This window comes from Streptomyces sp. NPDC017095, from assembly GCF_044332325.1.
Classification (GTDB): Bacteria; Actinomycetota; Actinomycetes; order Streptomycetales; family Streptomycetaceae; genus Streptomyces.
In genome coordinates, this window is record NZ_JBIROU010000030.1 from 16,441 (window position 1) to 38,509 (window position 22,069).

Consider the following 22,069-nt stretch of genomic DNA (forward strand, 5'->3'; position numbering starts at 1 on the left):
GCCAGTACTCCCCCGGCTGGCCGGGGCTTCCTCCCGTACCGCCCGGCCGGCGGCACAAGGAAGCGCCCCGCACGCCCGAGGACGGGCTGCGGGGCGCTCCCGCGGTGAAGCCGCGTCAGTTGTGGCTGTGCAGGATGTCGTTCAGACCGCCCCAGACCGCGTTGTTCGGGCGGGCCTCGACGGTGCCGGTGACGGAGTTGCGGCGGAAGAGGATGTGCGAGGCACCGCTGAGTTCGCGGGCCTTGACGATCTGGCCGTCGGGCATGGTGACGCGGGTGCCCGCGGTGATGTACAGGCCGGCCTCGACCACGCACTCGTCGCCGAGCGCGATGCCGACGCCCGCCTCGGCGCCGATCAGGCAGCGCTCGCCGACGGAGATGACGACGTTGCCGCCGCCGGACAGGGTGCCCATGGTGGAGGCGCCGCCGCCGATGTCCGAGCCGTCGCCGATCACGACGCCCGCGGAGATCCGGCCCTCGACCATGGAGGTGCCGAGCGTGCCGGCGTTGAAGTTGACGAAGCCCTCGTGCATGACCGTGGTGCCCGCGGCGAGGTGGGCGCCGAGGCGGACCCGGTCGGCGTCGGCGATGCGCACGCCCTTCGGGGCGACGTAGTCCGTCATGCGCGGGAACTTGTCGACCGAGGTGACCTGGAGGTGCAGGCCCTCGGCGCGGGCGTTCAGGCGCACCTTCTCGACGTCGTCCACGGCGACCGGACCGAGCGAGGTCCAGGCGACGTTGGCGAGGTGGCCGAAGATGCCGTCCAGGCTCTGTCCGTGCGGCTTGACCAGGCGGTGCGAGAGCAGGTGCAGCCGCAGGTAGACGTCGTGCGCGTCGGCCGGCTTGTCGTCCAGCGAGGCGATGACCGTGCGGACCGCGACCACCTCGACACCCCGGCGGGCGTCCGGACCGGTCGCCGCGGTGGCGCCGCCGCCCAGCAGCTGCGCCGCCCGCTCGGCGGAGAGCCGCTCGGTGCCGGCCGGGCCCGGCTCCTCGACCAGCTCGGGGGCCGGGAACCAGGTGTCGAGAACGGTGCCGTCGGAGGCGATGGTGGCGAGGCCGGCGGCGACGGCGCCGGTGGTACGGGTAGCAGACTCGGTCATGGGGGAAAACCTAACGTGGGCGGGGTACCGAGAGCGAACCGCGTCTCATCTGCCGGGCGCGGTTCAGGGGATCGGCCGAGCCGGCCCGGCGAGCGGGCCCGCGGGTGGCCGGCCGGTACGGCGAGCCGCCGCGGCGCCTGCGGACACCGCGCGCACCCGCTCCGCGCCGCCGCTCCCCGAGGCTCCGGGTGGGGCCGACCGGACCGCCACGCTCCGCACCGACGGCCCGGCGTCAGTGCGATGCCCCGCCCAGGTTCAGCACCGCCACTCCCCCGATGATCAGCACGATCCCGGCGACCTTGGCCGGGGACAGCCCCTCGCCGAACAGCAGCAGGCCGAGCACGGCGACGGCGGCGGTCCCGACGCCGGACCAGATGGCGTACGCGGTGCCGATCTGCACGCTCTTCAGCGTCTGCGCGAGCAGGGCGAACGAGAGGACGTACCCCACGATGGTCACGAGCGAGGGCCAGAGCCGGCTGAACCCCTCGCTGTACTTCATCGCCGTCGTAGCGGTGACCTCGGCCGCGATGGCACCGGCGAGCAGCAGGTAACCCATGCGCAGCAGCGTACGCGCGGGCCGGGCGGTCCGTACCGTGCCGTACCGGCCTGTCCGCCGGGACGGAGAAGGGGGCCGCGGCGCATGGCCACGGCCCCCTTCTCGCGGGTGCTGCGTCAGACGTTGAAGCCGAGCGCCCGCAGCTGTTCGCGGCCGTCGTCCGTGATCTTGTCGGGGCCCCACGGCGGCATCCAGACCCAGTTGATGCGCAATTCGCTGACCAGGCCGTCCGTGGCGGACTTCGCCTGGTCCTCGATCACGTCCGTCAGCGGGCAGGCCGCGGAGGTGAGGGTCATGTCGATGGTCGCGATGTTGGACTCGTCGACGTGGATGCCGTAGATCAGCCCGAGGTTGACGACGTCGATGCCCAGTTCGGGGTCGACCACGTCCATCAGGGCCTCGCGGAGTTCCTCCTCCGAGACCGGCTTCATCTCAACGGTGTCGGTCATGCCGTCTTCCTTTCCGCGTCGGCGCCCAGCGCCTGGGCCGTCGCGTCCTTCCACGCCATCCAGCTCAGGAGGGCACACTTGACCCGCGCGGGGTACTTGGAGACACCGGCGAACGCGACCGCGTCCTCCAGGACGTCCTCCATCGCGTCGTCCGGCTCGATCCTGCCCTTGGACTGCATCAGCTCCAGGAAGGTCTCCTGGATCTTCCGCGCGTCGGCGAGGTCCTTGCCGACCAGCAGCTCGTTCAGCACCGAAGCGCTCGCCTGGCTGATCGAGCAGCCCTGGCCCTCGTAGGAGACGTCCTCGATCGTCGTGCCGGTGTACTTCACGCGCAGGGTGATCTCGTCGCCGCACGTCGGGTTCACATGGTGCACCTCGGCGTCGCCGTCCCGCAGACCACGACCGTGCGGGTTCTTGTAGTGGTCCAGGATGACGTCCTGGTACATCGAGTCCAGCTTCACCTTTTCAGCACGCCTCTCAGCCGAAGAAGTTCCGTACGTGCTCCAGGCCGTCGACCAGAGCGTCGATCTCGGCCGGCGAGGAGTACAGATAGAACGACGCTCGCGTGGTCGCGGGAATTCCGTAGCGGAGGCAGACCGGCCGGGCGCAGTGGTGGCCGACGCGGACCGCGATGCCCTGTTCGTCCAGGACCTGGCCCACGTCGTGCGGGTGGATGTCCCCGAGGGTGAAGGAGATCGCCGCGCCCCGGTCCTCGGCCGTGGTCGGGCCGATGATCCTCAGGTCCGGGACCTCCGTCAGCCGCCGCACCGCGTACTCCGTGAGCGCGTGCTCATGGGCGAGGATCTTGTCCATGCCGATCGAGTTCAGGTAGTCGATCGCCGCGCCGAGGCCGACCGCCTGCGCGATCGGCGGCGTGCCCGCCTCGAACTTGTGCGGTGCCGGGGCGTAGGTGGAGGAGTGCATCGAGACGGTCTCGATCATCTCGCCGCCGCCGAGGAACGGGGGCAGGTCCTCCAGCAGCTCCTGGCGGCCCCACAGGACGCCGATGCCGGTCGGGCCGCACATCTTGTGGCCGGTGAAGGCCACGAAGTCGGCCTGGAGGGCCTGCACGTCCAGCGGCATGTGCGGCGCCGCCTGGGAGGCGTCGACGCAGACCAGGGCGCCGACCTCCTGGGCGCGGCGCACGATCGCCTCGACCGGGTTGACGGTGCCGAGGATGTTGGACACCAGCACGAAGGAGACGATCTTCGTCTTCTCCGTGATGACCTCGTCGATGTTCGACAGGTCCAGGCGGCCGTCGTCGGTGAGGCCGAACCACTTCAGCTTCGCGCCCGTGCGCTGCGCCAGCAGCTGCCACGGCACGATGTTGGAGTGGTGCTCCATCTCCGTGATGACGATCTCGGTCTCGTGGTCCACCCGGTAGGGCTCGTCGGCCCAGCCCAGCATGTTCGCCACGAGGTTCAGCGCCTCGGAGGCGTTCTTGGTGAAGACCACCTCGTCGCGGCTGGGCGCGTTGACGAACGCGGCGACCTTGTCCCGCGCGCCCTCGTACAGCGCCGTGGCCTCCTCGGCGAGCACATGCACACCGCGGTGGACGTTGGCGTTGTGGCGCTCGTAGTACTCGCTCAGGGCGTCCAGCACCTGGCGCGGCTTCTGGCTGGTCGCCGCGTTGTCCAGGTACACCAGCTTCCTGCCGTCGTGGACGACTCGGTCCAGGACGGGGAAGTCCTTGCGGATCGCCTCGGTGTCGAGGAGGCCCGGCAGCTGTGTCACGCGGATGCGCCACCCTTCACGTATGCCTCGTAGCCCTCGTTCTCCAGCTTGTCCGCCAGCTCGGGGCCGCCGGACTGGACGATGCGGCCGCCGGCGAACACGTGGACGTGGTCGGGCTTGATGTAGCGCAGAATGCGCGTGTAGTGCGTGATCAGCAGGGTGCCGACCTCGCCGGTCTCGCGGACGCGGTTGACGCCCTCCGACACGATCCGCAGGGCGTCGACGTCCAGGCCGGAGTCGGTCTCGTCCAGGACCGCGATCTTCGGCCGGAGCAGCTCCAGCTGGAGGATCTCGTGGCGCTTCTTCTCACCGCCGGAGAAGCCCTCGTTCACGTTGCGCTCGGCGAAGGACGGGTCCATGTTGAGGCGCTCCATGGCCTCCCGGACCTCCTTCACCCAGGTGCGCAGCTTGGGGGCCTCGCCGCGGATGGCGGTGGCGGAGGTGCGCAGGAAGTTGGAGACCGAGACGCCGGGGACCTCGACCGGGTACTGCATCGCCAGGAACAGGCCGGCGCGGGCCCGCTCGTCGACGCTCATCTCCAGGACGTCCTCGCCGTCCAGGGTGACGCTGCCGCCGGTGACGGTGTACTTCGGGTGCCCCGCCAGGGAGTAGGCGAGGGTCGACTTGCCCGAGCCGTTGGGGCCCATGATGGCGTGCGTCTCGCCCTGCTTCACGGTGAGGTCGACGCCCTTGAGGATCTCCTTCGTGGCGTTGTCGGCCTCGACGGTGACGTGCAGGTCTCGGATTTCAAGCGTTGCCATGGGTGCCTCAGGACTCCTGGGTGAGGGAGACGAGAACGTCGTCCCCTTCGATCTTTACGGGGTATACGGGGACGGGGCGCGTCGCGGGGAGGCCGGACGGCTTGCCGGTGCGCAGGTCGAAGGCGGAGCCGTGCAGCCAGCACTCGATCTGGCAGTCCTCCACCTCGCCCTCGGAGAGGGAGACGTTCGCGTGCGAGCAGATGTCGTGGATCGCGAACACCTCGCCCCCGGTCTTCACGACCGAGACCGGCGTGCCGTCGAGTTCCACCCGCTTCGGGGTGTCCTCGGCCAGCTCGCTCAGCCCGCAGACGCGTACATAGGCCGTCATGCGACCGACGCCTCCAGCTCCTCGGCGATCTTGGCGAGCAGGCGCTCCTCGATGTCGGCGACGCCGATCTGCTGGATCAGCTCGGCGAAGAAGCCGCGCACCACCAGCCGGCGGGCCTCGTGCTCCGGGATGCCGCGGGCCATCAGGTAGAAGAGCTGCTCGTCGTCGAAGCGGCCGGTGGCGGAGGCGTGACCGGCACCGACGATCTCGCCGGTCTCGATCTCCAGGTTCGGCACCGAGTCGACGCGCGCGCCGTCCGTGAGGACCAGGTTGCGGTTCATCTCGTAGGTGTCGGTGCCCTCGGCGCTGGCCTCGATGAGCACGTCGCCGATCCAGACGGCGTGCGCCTGCTCGCCCTGGAGCGCGCCCTTGTAGACGACGTTCGACTTGCAGTGCGGGGTGTTGTGGGTGACCAGCAGGCGGTGCTCCTGGTGCTGCCCGGCGTCGGTGAAGTACAGGCCGTACAGCTCGGCCTCGCCGCCGGGGCCGGCGTACTCCACGCGCGGGTGCAGGCGCACCACGTCGCCGCCGAAGGTGACGACCACGGACTTGAAGGAGGCGTCCCGGCCGATCAGCGCGTTGTGCTGGGCGACGTGGACGGCCTTGTCGTCCCAGTCCTGGACGGAGACGACGGTCAGCTTGGCGCCGTCGCCGAGGACGTAGTCGATGTTGGCGGCGAGCACCGCGTCACCGGTGTGGTCGACGACCACGACGGCCTCGGCGAAGGCGCCCAGCTCGATCACCTGGTGGCCGAAGGCGGTGCCGCCCTGGCCGTGCACCGTGATACGGACCGGCTCGGTGAGGACGGTGTCCTTCGGGACGGTCACGACCGAGGCCTGCTCGAAGGCGGAGTACGCCTGCGCGGCGACGCGGTCCACCGGGGTGCCCGCCTTGCCGAGCCGCGCGTCGTCACGGCCGACGGTCTCGACGGTGACGCCCTCGGGGGCCTGTACGTCGACCTTCACTCCGTCACCGGTCGCGACGGCGGTGCCGTCGTGCAGTCCGCGCAGCCGCTCCAGCGGGGTGAACCGCCACTCCTCCTCGCGGCCGTGCGGGACCGGGAAGTCCGTCACGTCGAAGGACGGGGGCGCGCTCATGCGCGAGACGACGGTCGACTCCGCGGCGACCGCGATCGAGCCGGCGGTGGTGGAACCCACCGGTGGGGGTCCCCCCGCGCTGGCGGAACCGGGCGTGGGGGAGTTCTGGGCCTCAGCCATGGCTGTCGTAGTGCTCTCTTTCCTGAGTAAGACGTCTGCCGGTGATGGCGGCGGTCAGCCGACCGCGCCTTCCATCTGCAGCTCGATCAGCCGGTTGAGCTCCAGCGCGTACTCCATCGGCAGTTCCTTGGCGATCGGCTCGACGAAGCCGCGCACGATCATCGCCATCGCCTCGTCCTCGGAGAGACCGCGGCTCATCAGGTAGAAGAGCTGGTCCTCGGAGACCTTGGAGACGGTGGCCTCGTGGCCCATGGACACGTCGTCCTCGCGGACGTCGACGTACGGGTACGTGTCCGAGCGGGAGATCGTGTCGACCAGCAGCGCGTCGCACAGCACGTTGGACTTCGACCCGGAGGCGCCCTCGCCGATCTCGATCAGACCGCGGTAGGAGGTACGGCCGCCGCCGCGCGCCACCGACTTGGAGACGATGTTGGACGACGTGTTCGGCGCCATGTGGACCATCTTGGCGCCCGCGTCCTGGTGCTGGCCCTCACCGGCGAAGGCGATGGACAGGGTCTCGCCCTTGGCGTGCTCGCCCATCAGGTAGACGGCCGGGTACTTCATCGTCACCTTGGAGCCGATGTTGCCGTCGACCCACTCCATGGTCGCGCCCTCGTAGGCGACGGCGCGCTTGGTGACCAGGTTGTAGACGTTGTTCGACCAGTTCTGGATGGTCGTGTAACGGCAGCGGGCGTTCTTCTTGACGATGATCTCGACGACCGCGGAGTGCAGCGAGTCCGACTTGTAGATCGGCGCCGTGCAGCCCTCGACGTAGTGCACGTAGGCACCCTCGTCCACGATGATCAGGGTCCGCTCGAACTGGCCCATGTTCTCCGTGTTGATGCGGAAGTAGGCCTGGAGCGGGATCTCCACGTGCACGCCCTTCGGCACGTAGATGAAGGAGCCGCCGGACCACACCGCGCTGTTCAGCGACGCGAACTTGTTGTCGCCGACCGGGATGACCGTGCCGAAGTACTCCTTGAAGAGCTCCGGGTGCTCCTTCAGGGCGGTGTCGGTGTCGAGGAAGATGACGCCCTGCTCCTCCAGGTCCTCGCGGATCTGGTGGTAGACGACCTCCGACTCGTACTGGGCGGCGACACCGGCGACCAGGCGCTGCTTCTCGGCCTCCGGGATGCCCAGCTTGTCGTAGGTGTTCTTGATGTCCTCGGGCAGGTCCTCCCAGGACTCCGCCTGCTTCTCCGTGGAGCGCACGAAGTACTTGATGTTGTCGAAGTCGATGCCCGAGAGGTCGGAGCCCCAGTTCGGCATCGGCTTCTTCTCGAAGAGCTTCAGGCCCTTCAGGCGCAGCTTGGTCATCCACTCCGGCTCCGCCTTCTTCGCGGAGATGTCGCGGACGACGTCCTCGCTCAGGCCGCGCCTGGCGGAGGCACCGGCCACGTCGGAGTCGGCCCAGCCGTATTCGTACTTGCCCAGGCCCTCGAGCTCAGGGTGGGCAGTCTCCGTGGGGAGAGTCATGCGGGGTTCCTCCCGGCCGTGCTTGCAGGTGCGTCAGTGGAAATCTTGGGGATGAACGTCGTGCAGACGCCGTCGCCGTGCGCGATGGTCGCCAGTCGCTGGACGTGGGTGCCCAGCAGCTCCGCGAAGATCTCCGTCTCCGCCTCGCACAGCTGCGGGAACTGTTCCGCGACATGGGCGACCGGGCAGTGGTGCTGGCAGAGCTGCTCGCCGACCGGTGCGCTGCGCGCCGTAGCAGCGTACCCGTCCGCGCTCAGGGCCTTGGCCAGCGCTTCGGCCCGTTTGTCGGGGCTCACGGACTCGACCGCCCGGCGGTACGCGCCGGCCTGGGCGGCGACCCGGGCGCGGGCGAAGGCGGCGACCGCCTCGGAGCCGCCCTCCCGCTCGGCGATCCAGCGCAGGGCGTCCGCGGCCAGCTTGTCGTACGACTGGTCGAAGGCGTCCCGGCCGCAGTCGGTGAGCGCGAAGACCTTGGCGGGGCGGCCGCGCGTGCGCGTGCCGTACACCCGCTGCTCGCGCGCCTCCACGACGTCGTCGGCCACCAGCGCGTCCAGGTGACGCCGGACGGCCGCCTGGGTCAGTCCCAGCCGGCCCGCGAGTTCGGCGACGGTCGACGGCCCGTGGTCCAGGATGGAGCGCGCGACCCGGTTGCGCGTCGAACGCTCACCGGTCGCTAGCTCCTCCTGGCCGGCCCCCGTGGGGGTCTCCCGAGCCTCGCCGACGTTTTTCACAACGCCATTGTTGCGTAATTCCGCGGAACCTGACAAGCGACGTCCGGATCACCGCGCGGTGCCCTGCGTCACTTAGGCATACCTAATCCGACCTGCGCAAACGATCTTCCGGCCGGTCTCTCCGGGCCGCGCCGGAACAATCCGGTGGCGCCGGGCAGCCCCGTCCGGAAGACTCCGTGACCATGTCCGCACCCCCTCCCACCGGCCCACTCGTCACGCGCGACGGCATCGCCGCCGGCCTGCGCCTGCTGGGGGTGGCGAGCGGCGAGACCCTGCTGGTGCACTCCTCGCTCAGCTCCCTCGGCTGGGTGAACGGAGGCGCCGTCGCGGTCGTCCGGGGACTCCTCGACGCGCTCGGCCCGGACGGCACGCTCGTCGTCCCCACCCAGACCGGCGAACAGTCCGACCCGGCGCTGTGGGAGGACCCGCCGGTGCCCGAGGAGTGGTGGGACCCGATCCGCGCGACCATGCCGCCGTACGACCCGCTCGTCACCCCGTCGCGTGGCGTCGGGGTCATCCCCGAGACCGTGCGGACCTGGCCCGACGCCCGGCGCAGCGCGCACCCGCAGACCTCCTTCGCCGCGCTCGGCCCCCGCGCGCGGGAGATCACCGACGGCCACGCCCCGGACTGCCGGCTCGGCGAGCGCAGCCCGCTGGCCCGGCTGGAGGGACTGGGCGCCCGGGTGCTGCTGCTGGGCACGGACTACACCTCCTGCACCTCCTTCCACCTGGCCGAGTACCGGATACCCGGCCCGCTCGTGGAGGTGGGCCGGCCCGCGCCCGGCGGCGGCTGGGAGACGGTGGCCGAGGTCTCGGTCACCTCGGACCGGTTCGACGAGCTGGGGCACGACTTCGAACGGGACCGGCCCGTCGTGCGCGGCCGGGTGGGCGCGGCCGAGGCCCGGCTGTTCCCGCTGGCGGACGCCGTGGCCTACGCCGAACGGTGGCTGCCGCTGCACCGGCCGCGCCCGGAGGAGCACCCGCAGCCGCCCGTCTGACCGCGGGTCCGGCACCCGCCCGTCCGGAGCACCCGCCGTCTCCCTAGACTCTGGACCTATGCGAAGTGAGCCCGTGGTCCAGGTCCAGGCCCTGGTGAAGCGGTACGGCACGAAGACCGCGGTGGACGGCCTCGACCTGGTGGCCCGGCCGGGCGTGACCGCCGTACTCGGCCCCAACGGGGCGGGGAAGACGACCACGGTCGAGACCTGCGAGGGGTACCGGAAGCCGGATTCCGGCACGGTGCGCGTCCTGGGCCTCGACCCGGTGCGGAACTCCGCCGAGCTGCGGCCCCGCATCGGCGTGATGCTCCAGTCCGGCGGCGTCTACTCCGGCGCCCGCGCCGGCGAGATGCTGCGGCACGTGGCGAAACTGCACGCGCACCCGCTCGACGTCGACGCCCTCGTCGAACGGCTCGGCCTCGGCTCCTGCGGCCGGACCGGCTACCGCCGGCTGTCCGGCGGGCAGCAGCAGCGGCTCGCGCTCGCCATGGCCGTCGTGGGCCGGCCGGAACTGGTGTTCCTGGACGAGCCGACCGCCGGCCTCGACCCGCAGGCCCGCCGGGCCACCTGGGACCTGGTGCGGGACCTGCGCGCCGACGGCGTCTCGGTGATCCTCACCACGCACCACATGGACGAGGCCGAGCAGCTCGCCGACGACGTGGCGATCATCGACGGCGGCCGGGTCATCGCCCAGGGCTCCCCGGAGCAACTGTGCAAGGGCGGCGCCGAGAACACCCTGCGCTTCTCCGGCCGTCCCGGCCTCGACGTCGGCTCCCTGCTCAAGGCGCTGCCGGCCGGCTGCACGGCCGCCGAGCTGACGCCGGGCGCCTACCGGGTGGCCGGCCGGGTCGACCCCCAGCTGCTGGCCACCGTCACCTCCTGGTGCGCCCAGCACGGGGTGATGCCCGACCGGATCTCGGTGGAGCGGCACACCCTGGAAGACGTCTTCTTGGAGCTGACCGGCAAGGAGCTGCGCTCGTGACCACCGCGGGTACCTACACCCCCAGGCCCGGAGCCGCCCCGCTCCCCCGCATGATCGCGGCGCAGGCGGCCCTGGAGACGAAGATGCTGCTGCGCAACGGCGAGCAGCTGCTGCTGACGGTCGTCATCCCCACCCTGCTGCTGGTGCTCTTCAGCGCGGTCGACATCGTGGACACCGGCGCGGGCCGGGCGGTCGACTTCCTCGCCCCCGGCGTGCTGGCCCTGGCCGTGATGTCGACGGCGTTCACCGGCCAGGCCATCGCCACCGGCTTCGAGCGCCGCTACGGCGTGCTGAAGCGGCTCGCCTCCTCCCCGCTGCCCCGCTGGGGCCTGATGACCGCGAAGACGGCGTCCGTGCTGGTCACGGAGGTCCTCCAGGTCCTGCTGCTGACCGTCATCGCCTACGCGCTGGGCTGGTCCCCGCACGGCAACCCGGCCGCGGTCGTGCTGCTGCTCGTCGTCGGCACCGCCGCGTTCTCCGGGCTCGGCCTGCTGATGGCGGGCACCCTGAAGGCGGAGGCGACGCTGGCCGCCGCCAACCTGGTGTTCCTGCTGCTGCTCGTGGGCGGCGGGGTGATCGTGCCGCTGGAGAAGTTCGGCCCGGCGGGCGAGCGGATGCTGGGCCTGCTGCCCATCTCCGCCCTCTCGGACGGCCTGCGGGACGTCCTCCAGCACGGCGCCGGCCTGCCCTGGGGCGACCTGGGCGTCCTCGCCGTCTGGGCGGTCGTCGGCCTCGCCGCGGCGGGGAAGTTCTTCCGCTGGGAGTGACCCGCGACCCGCGCGGGAGTGACCCCCGTGCCTGCATGGCCATCACCCCCGGGACCGCATGGCAATCACCCCTGTGGCCGCGCGGGAATCACCCCCGTGGCCGCATGGCCATCACCCTCCTGGCCGCGTGCGAGTGACTCGTGCGGGCCCGGAAGAGTGACCCTCGTGAACGCGTGCACAAGCGGCGGCCTACCATGGTGGGCGTGCCTAAGCTGAACCGCGCCGACGCCGAAGCCGCCCTGCGCAACCCTCTCGCCTTCATCGCCGACCGGTGGACCCCGGACTCCCGGACCATCCGGCGGGCGGCGCTCGCCGCGCTCGTGATGTCGGTGGTCATCGTCGTCACCGGCGGCGCCGTCCGCCTGACCGGTTCGGGCCTCGGCTGCCCGACCTGGCCCACCTGCACCGAGGACTCGCTGACCACCACCCGGGCCATGGGCTTCCACGGGGTCGTCGAGTTCGGCAACCGCATGCTGACGTACGTGCTGTGCGCGGCCGTCGGCTGGGCGATCATCGCGGCGCGCGCCGCGAAGCCGGGCCGGCGCACCCTGGTCCGGCTCGGCTGGGCCCAGTTCTGGGTGGTCATGGGCAACGCGGTCCTGGGCGGCATCGTCGTCCTGGTCGGCCTCAACCCGTACACGGTCGCCGCGCACTTCCTGCTCTCCACGGCCCTGATCGCCCTCGCCACGGTGATGTGGCAGCGCGCCCGCGAGGGCGACGCGGCGCCGCGTCCGCTGGTGGGCGCCGCGGTGCGGCAGCTCGTGTGGTTCCTGGTGGCCGCCTCCGTGCTGCTCATCGCGGCCGGCACGGTGGTGACCGGGGCCGGGCCGCACGCCGGTGACTCCAGCGAGGTCGAGCGCATCCCGATCGACTGGGAGACGGTCGCCAAGCTGCACGCGGTGCTCGCCTGGATCGTGGTGACGCTGACCTTCGCGCTGTGGTTCGTACTCAAGGCGGTGGACGCGCCGAAGGGCCCGCTGGCCCGCACCCGGGAGCTGTTCCTCGTCCTGCTCGCGCAGGGCGTGATCGGTTACGTCCAGTACTTCACCCACCTCCCCGAAGCGCTGGTGGCCGCGCACATGCTCGGCTCCACGGTGATGTGGATCTGGGTGCTGCGGGTGCTGCTGTCGCTGCGCGAGCGCCCCGAGGCCACCGTGGACCTGCCCGCGCCCGCCGTCGAGGTGCCGGCCGGCGCGCGGTCGTAGCTCAGCCGGCCTCCGCGACCAGGGCGTCGATCGCGGGGCCCAGGAACGCCCGGGTCGCCTCGGCGCGCCGGGCGCGCCAGCCGTCGTCGGGCAGGGCCGGGGCCGGGTCGTCGTACCGCCGGCGGGTGATGTCCGCGACGACGTCGGCGGGCGCACCGAGCACCGGCAGCCGGTCCAGCGCCTCGCGTTTGCTGATCAGCCGGCCCTCGCGCAGGGTCACGGCGGCCCGGGCGTAGGTGAGCAGGCCCAGGTCGACCCAGACGTCCTGCCGCCACAGCGGGGCCTTGTCCACGGCCGGCCGCCAGAAATCGCGCTGGTCGCGTACGACGAAGTCGTGAAGCTGTCGCTCGGGTACCGGCGGGAGCAGTCCGGCCGGTGCCTCACCGTGCAGCACCCGCCCGAACTCGTGCAGCTCACGGCGGGTGACCGGGGTGACCGGGCGGCGCAGCACACGGCCGTGCGCCCAGGTGGGGTGCGGGCGGCCGGGATCGTCCAGGGTGGCCGGGGCGAGGTAGCTGCAGTGCAGCTTCGCCGCGAGGGGCCGCCCGCGCAGCCGCCGGTGCAGCCGGACCAGCCGCGCCGCGGTCCACGGGGTCAGGGGCCCGGGCAGCACCGCGATCAGGTCCAGGTCGCTGCGGCCCTCCTGGTAGTCGCCGCCGGCCAGTGAGCCGTGCGCCCAGACCGCGCGGGGCCGCAGCGGCAGCAGGGCCGCCTGGAACTCGTCGAGCAGGGAAGCGGTCGTCATCCGCCCAGTCTGGACGGCTCCCCAGGGCGCGTACACCCGGCGCACGCCGTACGCCGCGGCCGGCCGCCACCCGCCACCGTACCGAGGCTCCCGAGGACCGCCGCAGACCGCCGAGCGGTGCCGTCACGGCCGCCCGGCCGCGCTCACCCGGCCGGGCGGTGCGCCGTCACGGCCGCGCGTCTCAGCGCTCCCGCGAGCCGCCGACCTGGATGCCGGCCATCCGCTTCCACTCGTACGGCCCCGTCGTCACCTTCGCCGCGAACTCGCCGTCGAAGGACTCGTGGACCGTGATGCCGGACTTGGCCACCGCCTGCTCGGCGATGGCGTGACTGGGCGCGACCAGGTCGCCCCAGCCGCCGTCCTCGCCGACGAGGACGATGCGGGCGCCGCGTTCGCCGACGTACGCCACCTGGCCCTCCGCGCCGCCGTGCGCCTTCGCGAAGGCGCTGATCTGCTGGGCGAGCCGGGACACCTTGCGCTCGGCCCGCGCGTCAACCTGCTGCGTGTCTGCCATGCCCAGGATGCTACTCACCGGTAGATCGACTGGCGAGTGCGGGCCGCTGTGACGTAGGACGTACGCCCGGCGGGCCCGCGGGTCAGCGCAGGAACGGGTCGACCGCGACCGCCACGAACAGCAGCGACACGTAGGTGATCGACCAGTGGAAGAGCCGCATCTCCTTCAGCTTCGTGCCGGTGGACTCGGCCTTGGCCCGGTTCTGCAGCGCGTGCGCCTCCCACAGCCACCAGCCGCCCGCCGCGAGGGCGACGGCCGTGTAGAACCAGCCGGTGTAGCCGAGCGGGGTCAGCAGCAGCGAGACGGCGACCATCACCCAGCTGTAGATGACGATCTGCTTGGCGACGACCTTGTTGGAGGCGACGACCGGCAGCATCGGCACGCCGACGCGCGCGTAGTCCTCCTTGACCTTCATGGACAGCGGCCAGTAGTGCGGCGGCGTCCAGAAGAACATCACGAGGAAGAGGATGACCGGCGCCCACGACATGGAGTTCGTGACGGACGACCAGCCGATGAGGACCGGCAGGCAGCCCGCGATGCCGCCCCACACGATGTTCTGCGCCGTACGGCGCTTGAGGATCATCGTGTAGACGACGACGTAGAAGAGGAGCGCTCCGAGTGACAGCCAGGCGCTCAGCCAGTTGACGGTGAGTCCGAACAGCAGCGTCGAGACCACGGCCAGGGTGATGCCGAAGGCCAGGCATTCGCGCGGGCTGACCATGCCGGTCACCAGCGGACGCTGGGCCGTGCGGTCCATCAGGGCGTCGATGTCCCGGTCGATGTACATGTTCAGCGCGTTGGCGCCGCCCGCCGACAGATAGCCGCCGAGGCAGGTGAGCAGCACCAGCCCGAGGTCGGGCACGCCCTGTTCGGCGAGGAACATCACCGGAACGGTGGTGATGAGGAGCAGCTCGATGATCCGCGGCTTGGTCAGCGCCACGAACGCCTTGACACGAGCCCCGAACGGCCGGTGAACCGGGCCCTGGCTCGCACCGGGCACACCCTCCCCCAGAGCCTTGAAGGCCTGGGAGGTGTCCCCAGGACGGGATTCGACGGCCGTCACGCACACCCCTGACAGAGACATCCCAGCGAGCCTCCCGTGTGAAGTCGCGGTAAAGGCTCGCGCGTACCACGCCACTTTAGACGTTGCCCATACCCCGCCCTTCGCGGGGGTGGGTACGTGTTTGGCGCACACCCCATAAGAGGGGGTCCGGTACTCGATTGAGCGCTCAGATGACCGGCTCCGTATTCATGTGCCACATGCCGTTCACCGGCCCGTCGGGAGGCGGATCTCGGGGAGTCCCGGCAGTCTGTAAACAATCGAAAAAACGCACGTCCTCACGGGGGTAGGCTCGACAGCGGCCGGTGGGCGCCACGCCTTCCGGCGGCCGGGTGGGCACACGCCCCGACGACCGGCGACCGACATGTGGAGAGGAGCCCTGACCCAGGGTGAGCACCAAGCCGACCACCACAGACCTTGAGTGGACCGAGCTGGACCAGCGGGCCGTGGACACCGCCCGTGTCCTGGCCGCAGACGCCGTACAGAAGGTCGGCAACGGCCATCCCGGTACGGCGATGAGCCTGGCCCCCGCCGCCTACACCCTCTTCCAGAAGGTGATGCGGCACGACCCGGCCGACCCGGAGTGGGTCGGCCGCGACCGCTTCGTGCTGTCCGCCGGCCACTCGTCCCTGACCCTCTACACCCAGCTGTACCTGGCCGGTTTCGGCCTCGAGCTGGACGATCTGAAGGCGTTCCGGACGTGGGGTTCCAAGACCCCGGGCCACCCCGAGTACGGGCACACCAAGGGTGTCGAGACCACCACGGGACCGCTGGGCCAGGGTGTCGCCAACGCGGTGGGCATGGCGATGGCCGCCCGCTACGAGCGCGGTCTGTTCGACCCGGAGGCGCCCGCGGGCGAGTCCCCCTTCGACCACTTCGTGTACTGCATCGCCGGTGACGGCTGCCTCCAGGAGGGCATCTCCGCCGAGGCGTCCTCGCTGGCCGGCCACCAGAAGCTGGGCAACCTGATCCTGCTGTGGGACGACAACCACATCTCGATCGAGGGCGACACGGAGACGGCCGTCTCCGAGGACACCGTCAAGCGGTACGAGGCCTACGGCTGGCACGTGCAGCGCGTGGAGGCCAAGGAGGACGGCGACCTGGACCCGGCGGCGATCTACGCCGCGATCCAGGAGGCCAAGGCCGTCACCGACCGGCCCTCCTTCATCGCGATGCGCTCGATCATCGCCTGGCCGGCCCCGAACGCGCAGAACACCGAGGCCGCGCACGGCTCGGCGCTGGGCGAGGAGGAGGTCGCGGCCACCAAGCGCGTCCTCGGCTTCGACCCCGAGCGGTCCTTCGAGGTCGCCGACGAGGTCATCAGCCACACCCGCAAGGCGCGCGAGCGCGGCGCCCAGGCGAAGGCCGAGTGGGAGAAGTCCCTCCAGGAGTGGCGGCAGGCCAACCCGGAGCACGCCGCCGAGTTCGACCGGATCGCCCAGGGCGAGCTGCCCACCGGCTGGGAGGAGAAGGTCCCGGTCTTCGAGCCCGGCAAGGGCCTCGCCACGCGTGCCGCGTCCGGCAAGGTGCTCCAGGCGCTCGGCGCGGTGATCCCCGAGCTGTGGGGCGGCTCCGCCGACCTCGCCGGGTCGAACAACACGACCATCGACAAGGACAGCTCCTTCCTGCCCGCGGGCAACCCGCTGCCGGAGGCCAACCCGTACGGCCGCACCATCCACTTCGGCATCCGCGAGCACTCCATGGGCGCCGAGCTGAACGGCATCGCGCTGCACGGCAACACGCGGGTCTACGGCGGCACCTTCCTGGTCTTCTCCGACTACATGCGCAACGCCGTGCGACTGTCGGCCCTGATGCACCTGCCGGTGACGTTCGTGTGGACGCACGACTCCATCGGCCTCGGCGAGGACGGCCCCACCCACCAGCCGGTCGAGCACCTGGCCTCGCTGCGCGCCATCCCCGGTCTGAACATCGTCCGCCCGGCGGACGCCAACGAGACCGCGATCGCCTGGCGGGAGATCCTCAAGCGCTACACCAAGGAGTTCGGCAAGGGCCAGCCGCACGGCCTGGCGCTCACCCGGCAGGGCGTGCCGACGTACGAGCCGAACGAGGACGCGGCCAAGGGCGGCTACGTGCTGTTCGAGGCCGAGGGCGGCGAGCCCGAGGTCATCCTCATCGCCACCGGTTCCGAGGTGCACGTGGCCGTGGAGGCGCGTGAGCAGCTCCAGGCCGAGGGCGTGCCCACGCGGGTCGTCTCGATGCCGTCCGTGGAGTGGTTCGAGCAGCAGGACCAGGGGTACCGGGACTCCGTGCTGCCGCCGTCCGTCAAGGCCCGGGTCTCCGTCGAGGCGGGCATCGGGCTGACCTGGCACAAGTACGTGGGGGACGCCGGCCGCATCGTTTCCCTGGAGCACTTCGGTGCCTCCGCCGATGCCAAGGTGCTCTTCCGCGAGTTCGGCTTCACCGCCGAGAACGTGGCCGCGAAGGCGCGGGAATCCCTCGCCGACGCCCGGCGCTGACGCTCATATACGACACGTAGGAGATGTAATTCCATGACAGACGCACTCAAGCGCCTCTCCGAGGAGGGCGTCGCGATCTGGCTGGACGACCTGTCGCGCAAGCGGATCACGTCCGGCAACCTCGCCGAGCTGATCGACCAGCAGCACGTCGTGGGCGTCACGACCAACCCGACGATCTTCCAGAAGGCGATCTCCCAGGGCGACGGCTACGACCAGCAGCTGTCGGACCTCGCCGCCCGCAAGGTCACGGTCGAAGAGGCCATCCGCATGATCACCACGGCGGACGTCCGGGACGCCGCCGACATCCTGCGCCCGGTCTTCGACGCCACCGACGGCCAGGACGGCCGGGTCTCCATCGAGGTCGACCCGCGCCTGGCGCACCACACGAAGGCGACCGTCGCCGAGGCCAGGCAGCTGGCCTGGCTGGTCGACCGCCCCAACACCCTGATCAAGATCCCGGCCACCGAGGCGGGTCTGCCGGCGATCGCCGAGACGATCGGCCTCGGCATCAGCGTCAACGTCACGCTGATCTTCTCGCTGGAGCGCTACCGCAAGGTCATGGACGCCTACCTGACGGGCCTGGAGAAGGCCCGCGAGAAGGGTCTCGACCTGTCGAAGATCCACTCGGTGGCGTCCTTCTTCGTGTCCCGCGTGGACACCGAGATCGACAAGCGCCTCGACGGGATCGGCACCGACGAGGCCAAGGGGCTGCGCGGCAAGGCCGCCCTGGCCAACGCGCGCCTGGCCTACCAGGCGTACGAGGAGGTCTTCTCCTCCGACCGCTGGCAGGCGCTGGAGAGCGCGGGCGCCAACAAGCAGCGTCCGCTGTGGGCCTCCACCGGTGTGAAGGACCCGGCGTACCAGGACACCCTGTACGTCACCGAGCTGGTCGCGCCGAACACCGTCAACACCATGCCGGAGGCCACGCTGGAGGCCACCGACGACCACGGCGAGATCAGCGGCGACACCATCACCGGCACCTACGAGCAGGCGCGTGCCGACCTGGACGCCCTGGAGAAGCTGGGCATCTCGTACGACGACGTCGTACAGGTCCTGGAGGACGAGGGCGTCGACAAGTTCGAGGCGTCCTGGAACGACCTCCTCAAGTCGACCCAGGCGGAGCTTGAGCGCCTGGCCCCCTCGGAGGGCTGAGTTGTCATCCGTTTCCGGCTCCGGAGCGAATCCGCTCCGTGACCCGGCCGACCGACGGCTCCCGCGCATCGCGGGGCCGTCGGGTCTGGTCATCTTCGGTGTCACGGGCGACCTGTCCCGTAAGAAACTGATGCCCGCGGTGTACGACCTCGCCAACCGGGGTCTGCTGCCGCCGGGCTTCTCGCTGGTGGGCTTCGCCCGCCGCGACTGGGAGCACGAGGACTTCGCCGAGGTCGTCCACGACGCGGTGAAGGAGCACGCGCGCACGCCCTTCCGTGAGGAGGTCTGGCAGCAGCTCCTCCAGGGGATGCGCTTCGTCCAGGGCACCTTCGACGACGACGAGGCGTTCGAGCGGCTGCGCGCCACCATCGAGGAGCTGGACAAGGCACAGGGCACGGGCGGCAACTTCGCCTTCTACCTGTCGGTGCCGCCGCGCTCCTTCCCGGTGGTCATCCAGCAGCTGAAGAAGCACGGCCTGGCCGACCAGGCCGGCGGTTCCTGGCGGCGCGCGGTCATCGAGAAGCCGTTCGGGCACGACCTGAAGTCGGCCGAGGAACTGAACAAGGTCGTGCACGAGGTGTTCGCGCCGGACCAGGTGTTCCGGATCGACCACTACCTCGGCAAGGAGACCGTCCAGAACATCCTGGCCCTGCGCTTCGCCAACACGATGTTCGAGCCGATCTGGAACCGGTCCTTCGTGGACCACGTGCAGATCACCATGGCCGAGGACATCGGCATCGGCGGCCGGGCCGGCTACTACGACGGCATCGGCGCCGCCCGGGACGTCATCCAGAACCACCTGCTCCAGCTGATGGCGCTCACCGCCATGGAGGAGCCCGCCTCCTTCGACGCGGACGCGCTGGCCGCGGAGAAGGAGAAGGTGCTCGGTGCCGTACGGCTGCCGAAGAACCTGGGTCACAGCACCGTACGCGGGCAGTACGCGGCGGGCTGGCAGGGCGGCGAGAAGGTCATCGGCTACCTCGAGGAAGAGGGCATCGACACCCAGTCGAAGACCGACACCTACGCCGCGGTGAAGCTGGAGATCGACAACCGCCGCTGGGCGGGCGTGCCGTTCTACCTGCGCACCGGCAAGCGGCTCGGCCGCCGGGTCACGGAGATCGCGGTCGTCTTCCAGCGGGCCCCGCACTCCCCGTTCGACACCACGGCGACCGAGGAACTGGGCCAGAACGCGATCGTCATCCGCGTCCAGCCGGACGAGGGCGTGACGGTCCGCTTCGGCTCCAAGGTGCCGGGCACCTCCATGGAGATCCGGGACGTCTCGATGGACTTCGCCTACGGCGAGTCGTTCACCGAGTCCAGCCCGGAGGCGTACGAGCGGCTGATCCTGGACGTGCTGCTGGGTGACGCCAACCTCTTCCCGCGCACGGAGGAGGTCGAGCTGTCCTGGAAGATCCTCGACCCGATCGAGGAGTACTGGGACACCCACGGCAGGCCCGCGCAGTACGAGTCGGGCACCTGGGGACCCGCGGAGGCGGACGAGATGCTCGCACGAGACGGACGGAGCTGGCGCCGGCCATGAAGATCGACCTGACCGGCACCACCGCCGGAAAGATCAACAAGGCGCTCGTGCGAGGCCGCCGCGCCATCGGCACGCCCGCCGTCGGCATGGTCCTCACCCTCGTCATCGTCACCGACGAGGAGAACGCCTACGACGCCCTGAAGGCCGCCAACGACGCCTCGCGCGAGCACCCCTCGCGCACCCTGGTGGTCGTCAAGCGGGTCTCGCGTTCGCCGCGCGCCCGCACGTCCTCGCGGCTCGACGCCGAGGTGCGGGTGGGCGCGGAGGCGGGCACCGGCGAGACGGTCATCCTGCGGCTGTACGGCGAGGTCGTCGAGCACGCCGACTCGGTGGTCCTGCCGCTGCTGCTGCCGGACGCCCCGGTCGTGGTGTGGTGGCCGGTGAACGCGCCGCTCGACCCGGCGAAGGACCCGCTGGGCGCGCTCGCGCAGCGCCGGGTCACCGACACCTACACCGCCGAGCACCCGGTGCGGGAGCTGTCCGCCCGCGCCGCGGCCTACACGCCCGGCGACACCGACCTGTCCTGGACCCGGATCACCCCGTGGCGTTCGATGCTCGCGGCGGCCCTGGACCAGATCGACTGCGAGGTGACCGCCGTCGAGGTGGAGGGCGAGGAGTACAACCCGAGCTGCGAGCTGCTGGCGATGTGGCTCGCGGACCGGCTGGCGGTTCCCGTCAAGCGCTCCCTGTCCTCGGGCCCCGGTCTCACGGCCGTCCGCATGGACACCAGCCGCGGTCCGGTCGTGCTGGACCGCGCGGACGGCTCGCTGGCCAACCTCGCCATCGACGGGCAGCCGGCCCGCGCGGTGGCGCTGAAGCGGCGGGACACCGCCGAGCTGATCGCGGAGGAGCTGCGCCGGCTGGACCCGGACGACACCTACGCGTCGGCGCTGCGCTACGGCGTGGAGCGGCTGCACACGGTCCCGCGGCAGGCTTCCGAGGACCCGGCCGGACCGGCCGCCGAGCCGTCAGAACCGGCCGAGCCGGAAGCGGCCAAGCCGGAGACGGCCCAGTCGGAAGCGGCCAAGCCGGGATCGGCTCAGCCGGGCTCGGCTCAGCCGGGCTCGGCCGAACCCGCCGCCGAGCCGGAAGGTGGCGAGCCCGCCGCCGAGCCGGAACCGGCCGCGAAGGCTGCCAAGGCGCCCGCGAAGAAGGCGGCGGCCAAGACCGCGAAGAAGGCACCGGCGAGGAAGGCGGCGGCGAAGTGAGCACTCCCCAGCTGGTCGTCCACCACGACAAGGAGCTGATGGCGCAGGCCGCCGCGGCCCGTCTGATCACGAAGATCGTGGACGCGCAGACCTCCCGGGGCAGCGCGTCCGTGGTCCTCACCGGCGGCCGCAACGGCAACGGGCTGCTGGCCGCGCTGGCGGCGGCGCCCGCCCGGGACGCCGTCGACTGGGCCCGCCTAGACCTGTGGTGGGGCGACGAGCGCTTCCTGCCCGAGGGCGACCCCGAGCGCAATGTCACGCAGGCCCGCGAGGCCCTGCTGGACTCGGTCCCGCTCGACCCGGAGCGCGTGCACGCCATGCCCGCCTCCGACGGCCCGCACGGCTCGGACGTCGAGGCCGCGGCCGAGGCGTACGCGGCGGAGCTGGCGAAGGCGGCCGGCCCGGAGAACCACGGCCCGGTGCCCGCCTTCGACGTCCTGCTGCTGGGCGTCGGCCCGGACACCCACGTGGCCTCGCTCTTCCCGGAGCTGCCGGCCGTACGGGAGACCGAGCGCACGGTGGTCGGCGTGCACGGCGCGCCCAAGCCGCCGCCGACCCGGATCTCCCTCACCCTGCCGGCGATCCGCGCGGCCCGCGAGGTCTGGCTCCTCGCGGCCGGCGAGGACAAGGCGGAGGCCGTGGCCATCGCCCTGTCCGACGCGGGTGAGATCCAGGCCCCGGCGGCGGGTGCGCGGGGCCGCGCCCGCACCCTGTGGCTCCTGGACACGGCGGCGGCCTCCCAGCTGCCGCGCTCGCTGTATCCGCCGGCCTCGCCCTGAGCACCGGCCGGACCTGAGGCGGCGGGAACCTTCCGGTTCCCGCCGCCTCTTGCTTTACCGGGGCGCCGGTGGGCCGGGCCGGCCGGTGTGCGCCGCCGGCCCCGGCCGCGCGGGTCAGCTACGGCCGCGCAGCTCCCGGTACCTGGCGACGAGGGCCTTGGTGGACGGGTCGAGGCCGGGGACGTCGGTGCCTTGGGTGAGGGCGGGTTCGACGCGTTTGGCGAGGACCTTGCCCAGTTCCACGCCCCACTGGTCGAAGGAGTCGATGTTCCATACCGCGCCCTGGAC

Annotated in this window: 22 protein-coding genes and 1 pseudogene; 9 read left to right on the top strand and 14 right to left on the bottom strand. The window is 71.3% G+C overall.

Annotated elements, in window-relative coordinates:
- Positions 1–115: 115 nt before the first annotated feature.
- The 10 genes from dapD to ACH4OA_RS33985 form a co-directional block, all read right to left on the bottom strand.
- Positions 116–1,102, bottom strand: a complete 987-nt coding sequence (gene dapD, locus ACH4OA_RS33940) for a 2,3,4,5-tetrahydropyridine-2,6-dicarboxylate N-succinyltransferase (RefSeq protein WP_397973287.1) — start codon at positions 1,100–1,102, stop codon at positions 116–118.
- 232 nt (positions 1,103–1,334) lie between these two features.
- A complete protein-coding gene (locus tag ACH4OA_RS33945) occupies positions 1,335–1,658 on the bottom strand; it encodes a DMT family transporter (protein ID WP_397943910.1) in 324 nt (107 codons plus the stop codon).
- A gap of 116 nt (positions 1,659–1,774) precedes the next feature.
- Positions 1,775–2,107 carry a metal-sulfur cluster assembly factor gene (locus ACH4OA_RS33950; protein WP_365875006.1) on the bottom strand — a complete coding sequence of 111 codons (333 nt, stop codon included), beginning with the start codon at positions 2,105–2,107 and terminating at the stop codon, positions 1,775–1,777.
- The gene (gene sufU / locus ACH4OA_RS33955) at positions 2,104–2,568 is read right to left on the bottom strand and encodes a Fe-S cluster assembly sulfur transfer protein SufU (protein WP_365875004.1); all 465 of its coding nucleotides are present in this window, start codon (positions 2,566–2,568) and stop codon (positions 2,104–2,106) included. Before sufU ends, ACH4OA_RS33950 begins: the two co-directional genes overlap by 4 nt.
- Before the next feature lie 16 nt (positions 2,569–2,584).
- Positions 2,585–3,841 carry a cysteine desulfurase gene (locus ACH4OA_RS33960; RefSeq protein WP_397943913.1) on the bottom strand — a complete coding sequence of 419 codons (1,257 nt, stop codon included), beginning with the start codon at positions 3,839–3,841 and terminating at the stop codon, positions 2,585–2,587.
- Entirely contained in the window at positions 3,838–4,602 is a 765-nt protein-coding gene (sufC, locus tag ACH4OA_RS33965; RefSeq protein ID WP_397973290.1) for a Fe-S cluster assembly ATPase SufC, read from the bottom strand. The genes ACH4OA_RS33960 and sufC overlap by 4 nt, the downstream gene beginning before the upstream one ends.
- A 7-nt stretch (positions 4,603–4,609) precedes the next feature.
- A complete protein-coding gene (locus ACH4OA_RS33970; protein WP_365874998.1) occupies positions 4,610–4,930 on the bottom strand; it encodes a non-heme iron oxygenase ferredoxin subunit in 321 nt (106 codons plus the stop codon).
- A complete protein-coding gene (gene sufD, locus ACH4OA_RS33975; protein WP_365874996.1) occupies positions 4,927–6,147 on the bottom strand; it encodes a Fe-S cluster assembly protein SufD in 1,221 nt (406 codons plus the stop codon). Before sufD ends, ACH4OA_RS33970 begins: the two co-directional genes overlap by 4 nt.
- A 54-nt stretch (positions 6,148–6,201) precedes the next feature.
- Positions 6,202–7,623: a Fe-S cluster assembly protein SufB gene (gene sufB, locus ACH4OA_RS33980; RefSeq protein ID WP_365874994.1), complete on the bottom strand. Its 1,422-nt coding sequence runs from the start codon at positions 7,621–7,623 to the stop codon at positions 6,202–6,204.
- Positions 7,620–8,354, bottom strand: coding sequence for an ArsR family transcriptional regulator (locus ACH4OA_RS33985; protein ID WP_365874992.1), 735 nt, complete (start codon positions 8,352–8,354; stop codon positions 7,620–7,622). The genes sufB and ACH4OA_RS33985 overlap by 4 nt, the downstream gene beginning before the upstream one ends.
- Positions 8,355–8,536: 182 nt before the next feature.
- Here ACH4OA_RS33985 and ACH4OA_RS33990 point away from each other — a divergent pair, with 182 nt between their 5' ends.
- The 4 genes from ACH4OA_RS33990 to ACH4OA_RS34005 all read left to right on the top strand — a co-directional run bounded on the left by ACH4OA_RS33990 (position 8,537) and on the right by ACH4OA_RS34005 (position 12,306).
- A complete protein-coding gene (locus tag ACH4OA_RS33990; protein ID WP_397973293.1) occupies positions 8,537–9,352 on the top strand; it encodes an aminoglycoside N(3)-acetyltransferase in 816 nt (271 codons plus the stop codon).
- Between the two features lie 58 nt (positions 9,353–9,410).
- Positions 9,411–10,334, top strand: a complete 924-nt coding sequence (locus ACH4OA_RS33995) for an ABC transporter ATP-binding protein (protein WP_397943920.1) — start codon at positions 9,411–9,413, stop codon at positions 10,332–10,334.
- Between the two features lie 50 nt (positions 10,335–10,384).
- On the top strand, positions 10,385–11,101 hold the full coding sequence (locus ACH4OA_RS34000) for an ABC transporter permease (protein WP_397943936.1): 717 nt from the start codon (positions 10,385–10,387) through the stop codon (positions 11,099–11,101).
- 194 nt (positions 11,102–11,295) lie between these two features.
- A complete protein-coding gene (locus tag ACH4OA_RS34005) occupies positions 11,296–12,306 on the top strand; it encodes a heme A synthase (RefSeq protein WP_397973296.1) in 1,011 nt (336 codons plus the stop codon).
- 1 nt (position 12,307) lies between these two features.
- Here ACH4OA_RS34005 and ACH4OA_RS34010 read toward each other — a convergent pair whose 3' ends face one another.
- The 3 genes from ACH4OA_RS34010 to ACH4OA_RS34020 all read right to left on the bottom strand — a co-directional run bounded on the left by ACH4OA_RS34010 (position 12,308) and on the right by ACH4OA_RS34020 (position 14,634).
- Positions 12,308–13,051: a nucleotidyltransferase gene (locus ACH4OA_RS34010; protein ID WP_397943924.1), complete on the bottom strand. Its 744-nt coding sequence runs from the start codon at positions 13,049–13,051 to the stop codon at positions 12,308–12,310.
- 181 nt (positions 13,052–13,232) lie between these two features.
- Positions 13,233–13,565, bottom strand: a complete 333-nt coding sequence (locus ACH4OA_RS34015) for a hypothetical protein (RefSeq protein ID WP_397973299.1) — start codon at positions 13,563–13,565, stop codon at positions 13,233–13,235.
- A gap of 82 nt (positions 13,566–13,647) precedes the next feature.
- Complete coding sequence (locus tag ACH4OA_RS34020) at positions 13,648–14,634, bottom strand: heme o synthase (protein ID WP_397943938.1); 987 nt, start codon at positions 14,632–14,634, stop codon at positions 13,648–13,650.
- A 380-nt stretch (positions 14,635–15,014) separates the two neighbouring features.
- Here ACH4OA_RS34020 and tkt point away from each other — a divergent pair, with 380 nt between their 5' ends.
- From tkt to pgl, 5 genes are read left to right on the top strand one after another with little or no spacing between them, the layout of a single operon-like run.
- Positions 15,015–17,102, top strand: coding sequence for a transketolase (gene tkt / locus ACH4OA_RS34025; protein WP_397943928.1), 2,088 nt, complete (start codon positions 15,015–15,017; stop codon positions 17,100–17,102).
- 33 nt (positions 17,103–17,135) lie between these two features.
- On the top strand, positions 17,136–18,254 hold the full coding sequence (tal, locus tag ACH4OA_RS34030; RefSeq protein WP_397973302.1) for a transaldolase: 1,119 nt from the start codon (positions 17,136–17,138) through the stop codon (positions 18,252–18,254).
- A 1-nt stretch (position 18,255) separates the two neighbouring features.
- Complete coding sequence (gene zwf, locus ACH4OA_RS34035; RefSeq protein ID WP_365874976.1) at positions 18,256–19,794, top strand: glucose-6-phosphate dehydrogenase; 1,539 nt, start codon at positions 18,256–18,258, stop codon at positions 19,792–19,794.
- Entirely contained in the window at positions 19,791–21,002 is a 1,212-nt protein-coding gene (gene opcA, locus ACH4OA_RS34040) for a glucose-6-phosphate dehydrogenase assembly protein OpcA (RefSeq protein WP_397973306.1), read from the top strand. The genes zwf and opcA overlap by 4 nt, the downstream gene beginning before the upstream one ends.
- Positions 20,999–21,781 (top strand): 6-phosphogluconolactonase, encoded by a 783-nt coding sequence (gene pgl / locus ACH4OA_RS34045; RefSeq protein WP_365874972.1) that lies wholly within the window; start codon positions 20,999–21,001, stop codon positions 21,779–21,781. The genes opcA and pgl overlap by 4 nt, the downstream gene beginning before the upstream one ends.
- Before the next feature lie 114 nt (positions 21,782–21,895).
- Here pgl and ACH4OA_RS34050 read toward each other — a convergent pair.
- Positions 21,896–22,069, bottom strand: a pseudogene (locus ACH4OA_RS34050) (glucose-6-phosphate isomerase); the annotation flags it as partial.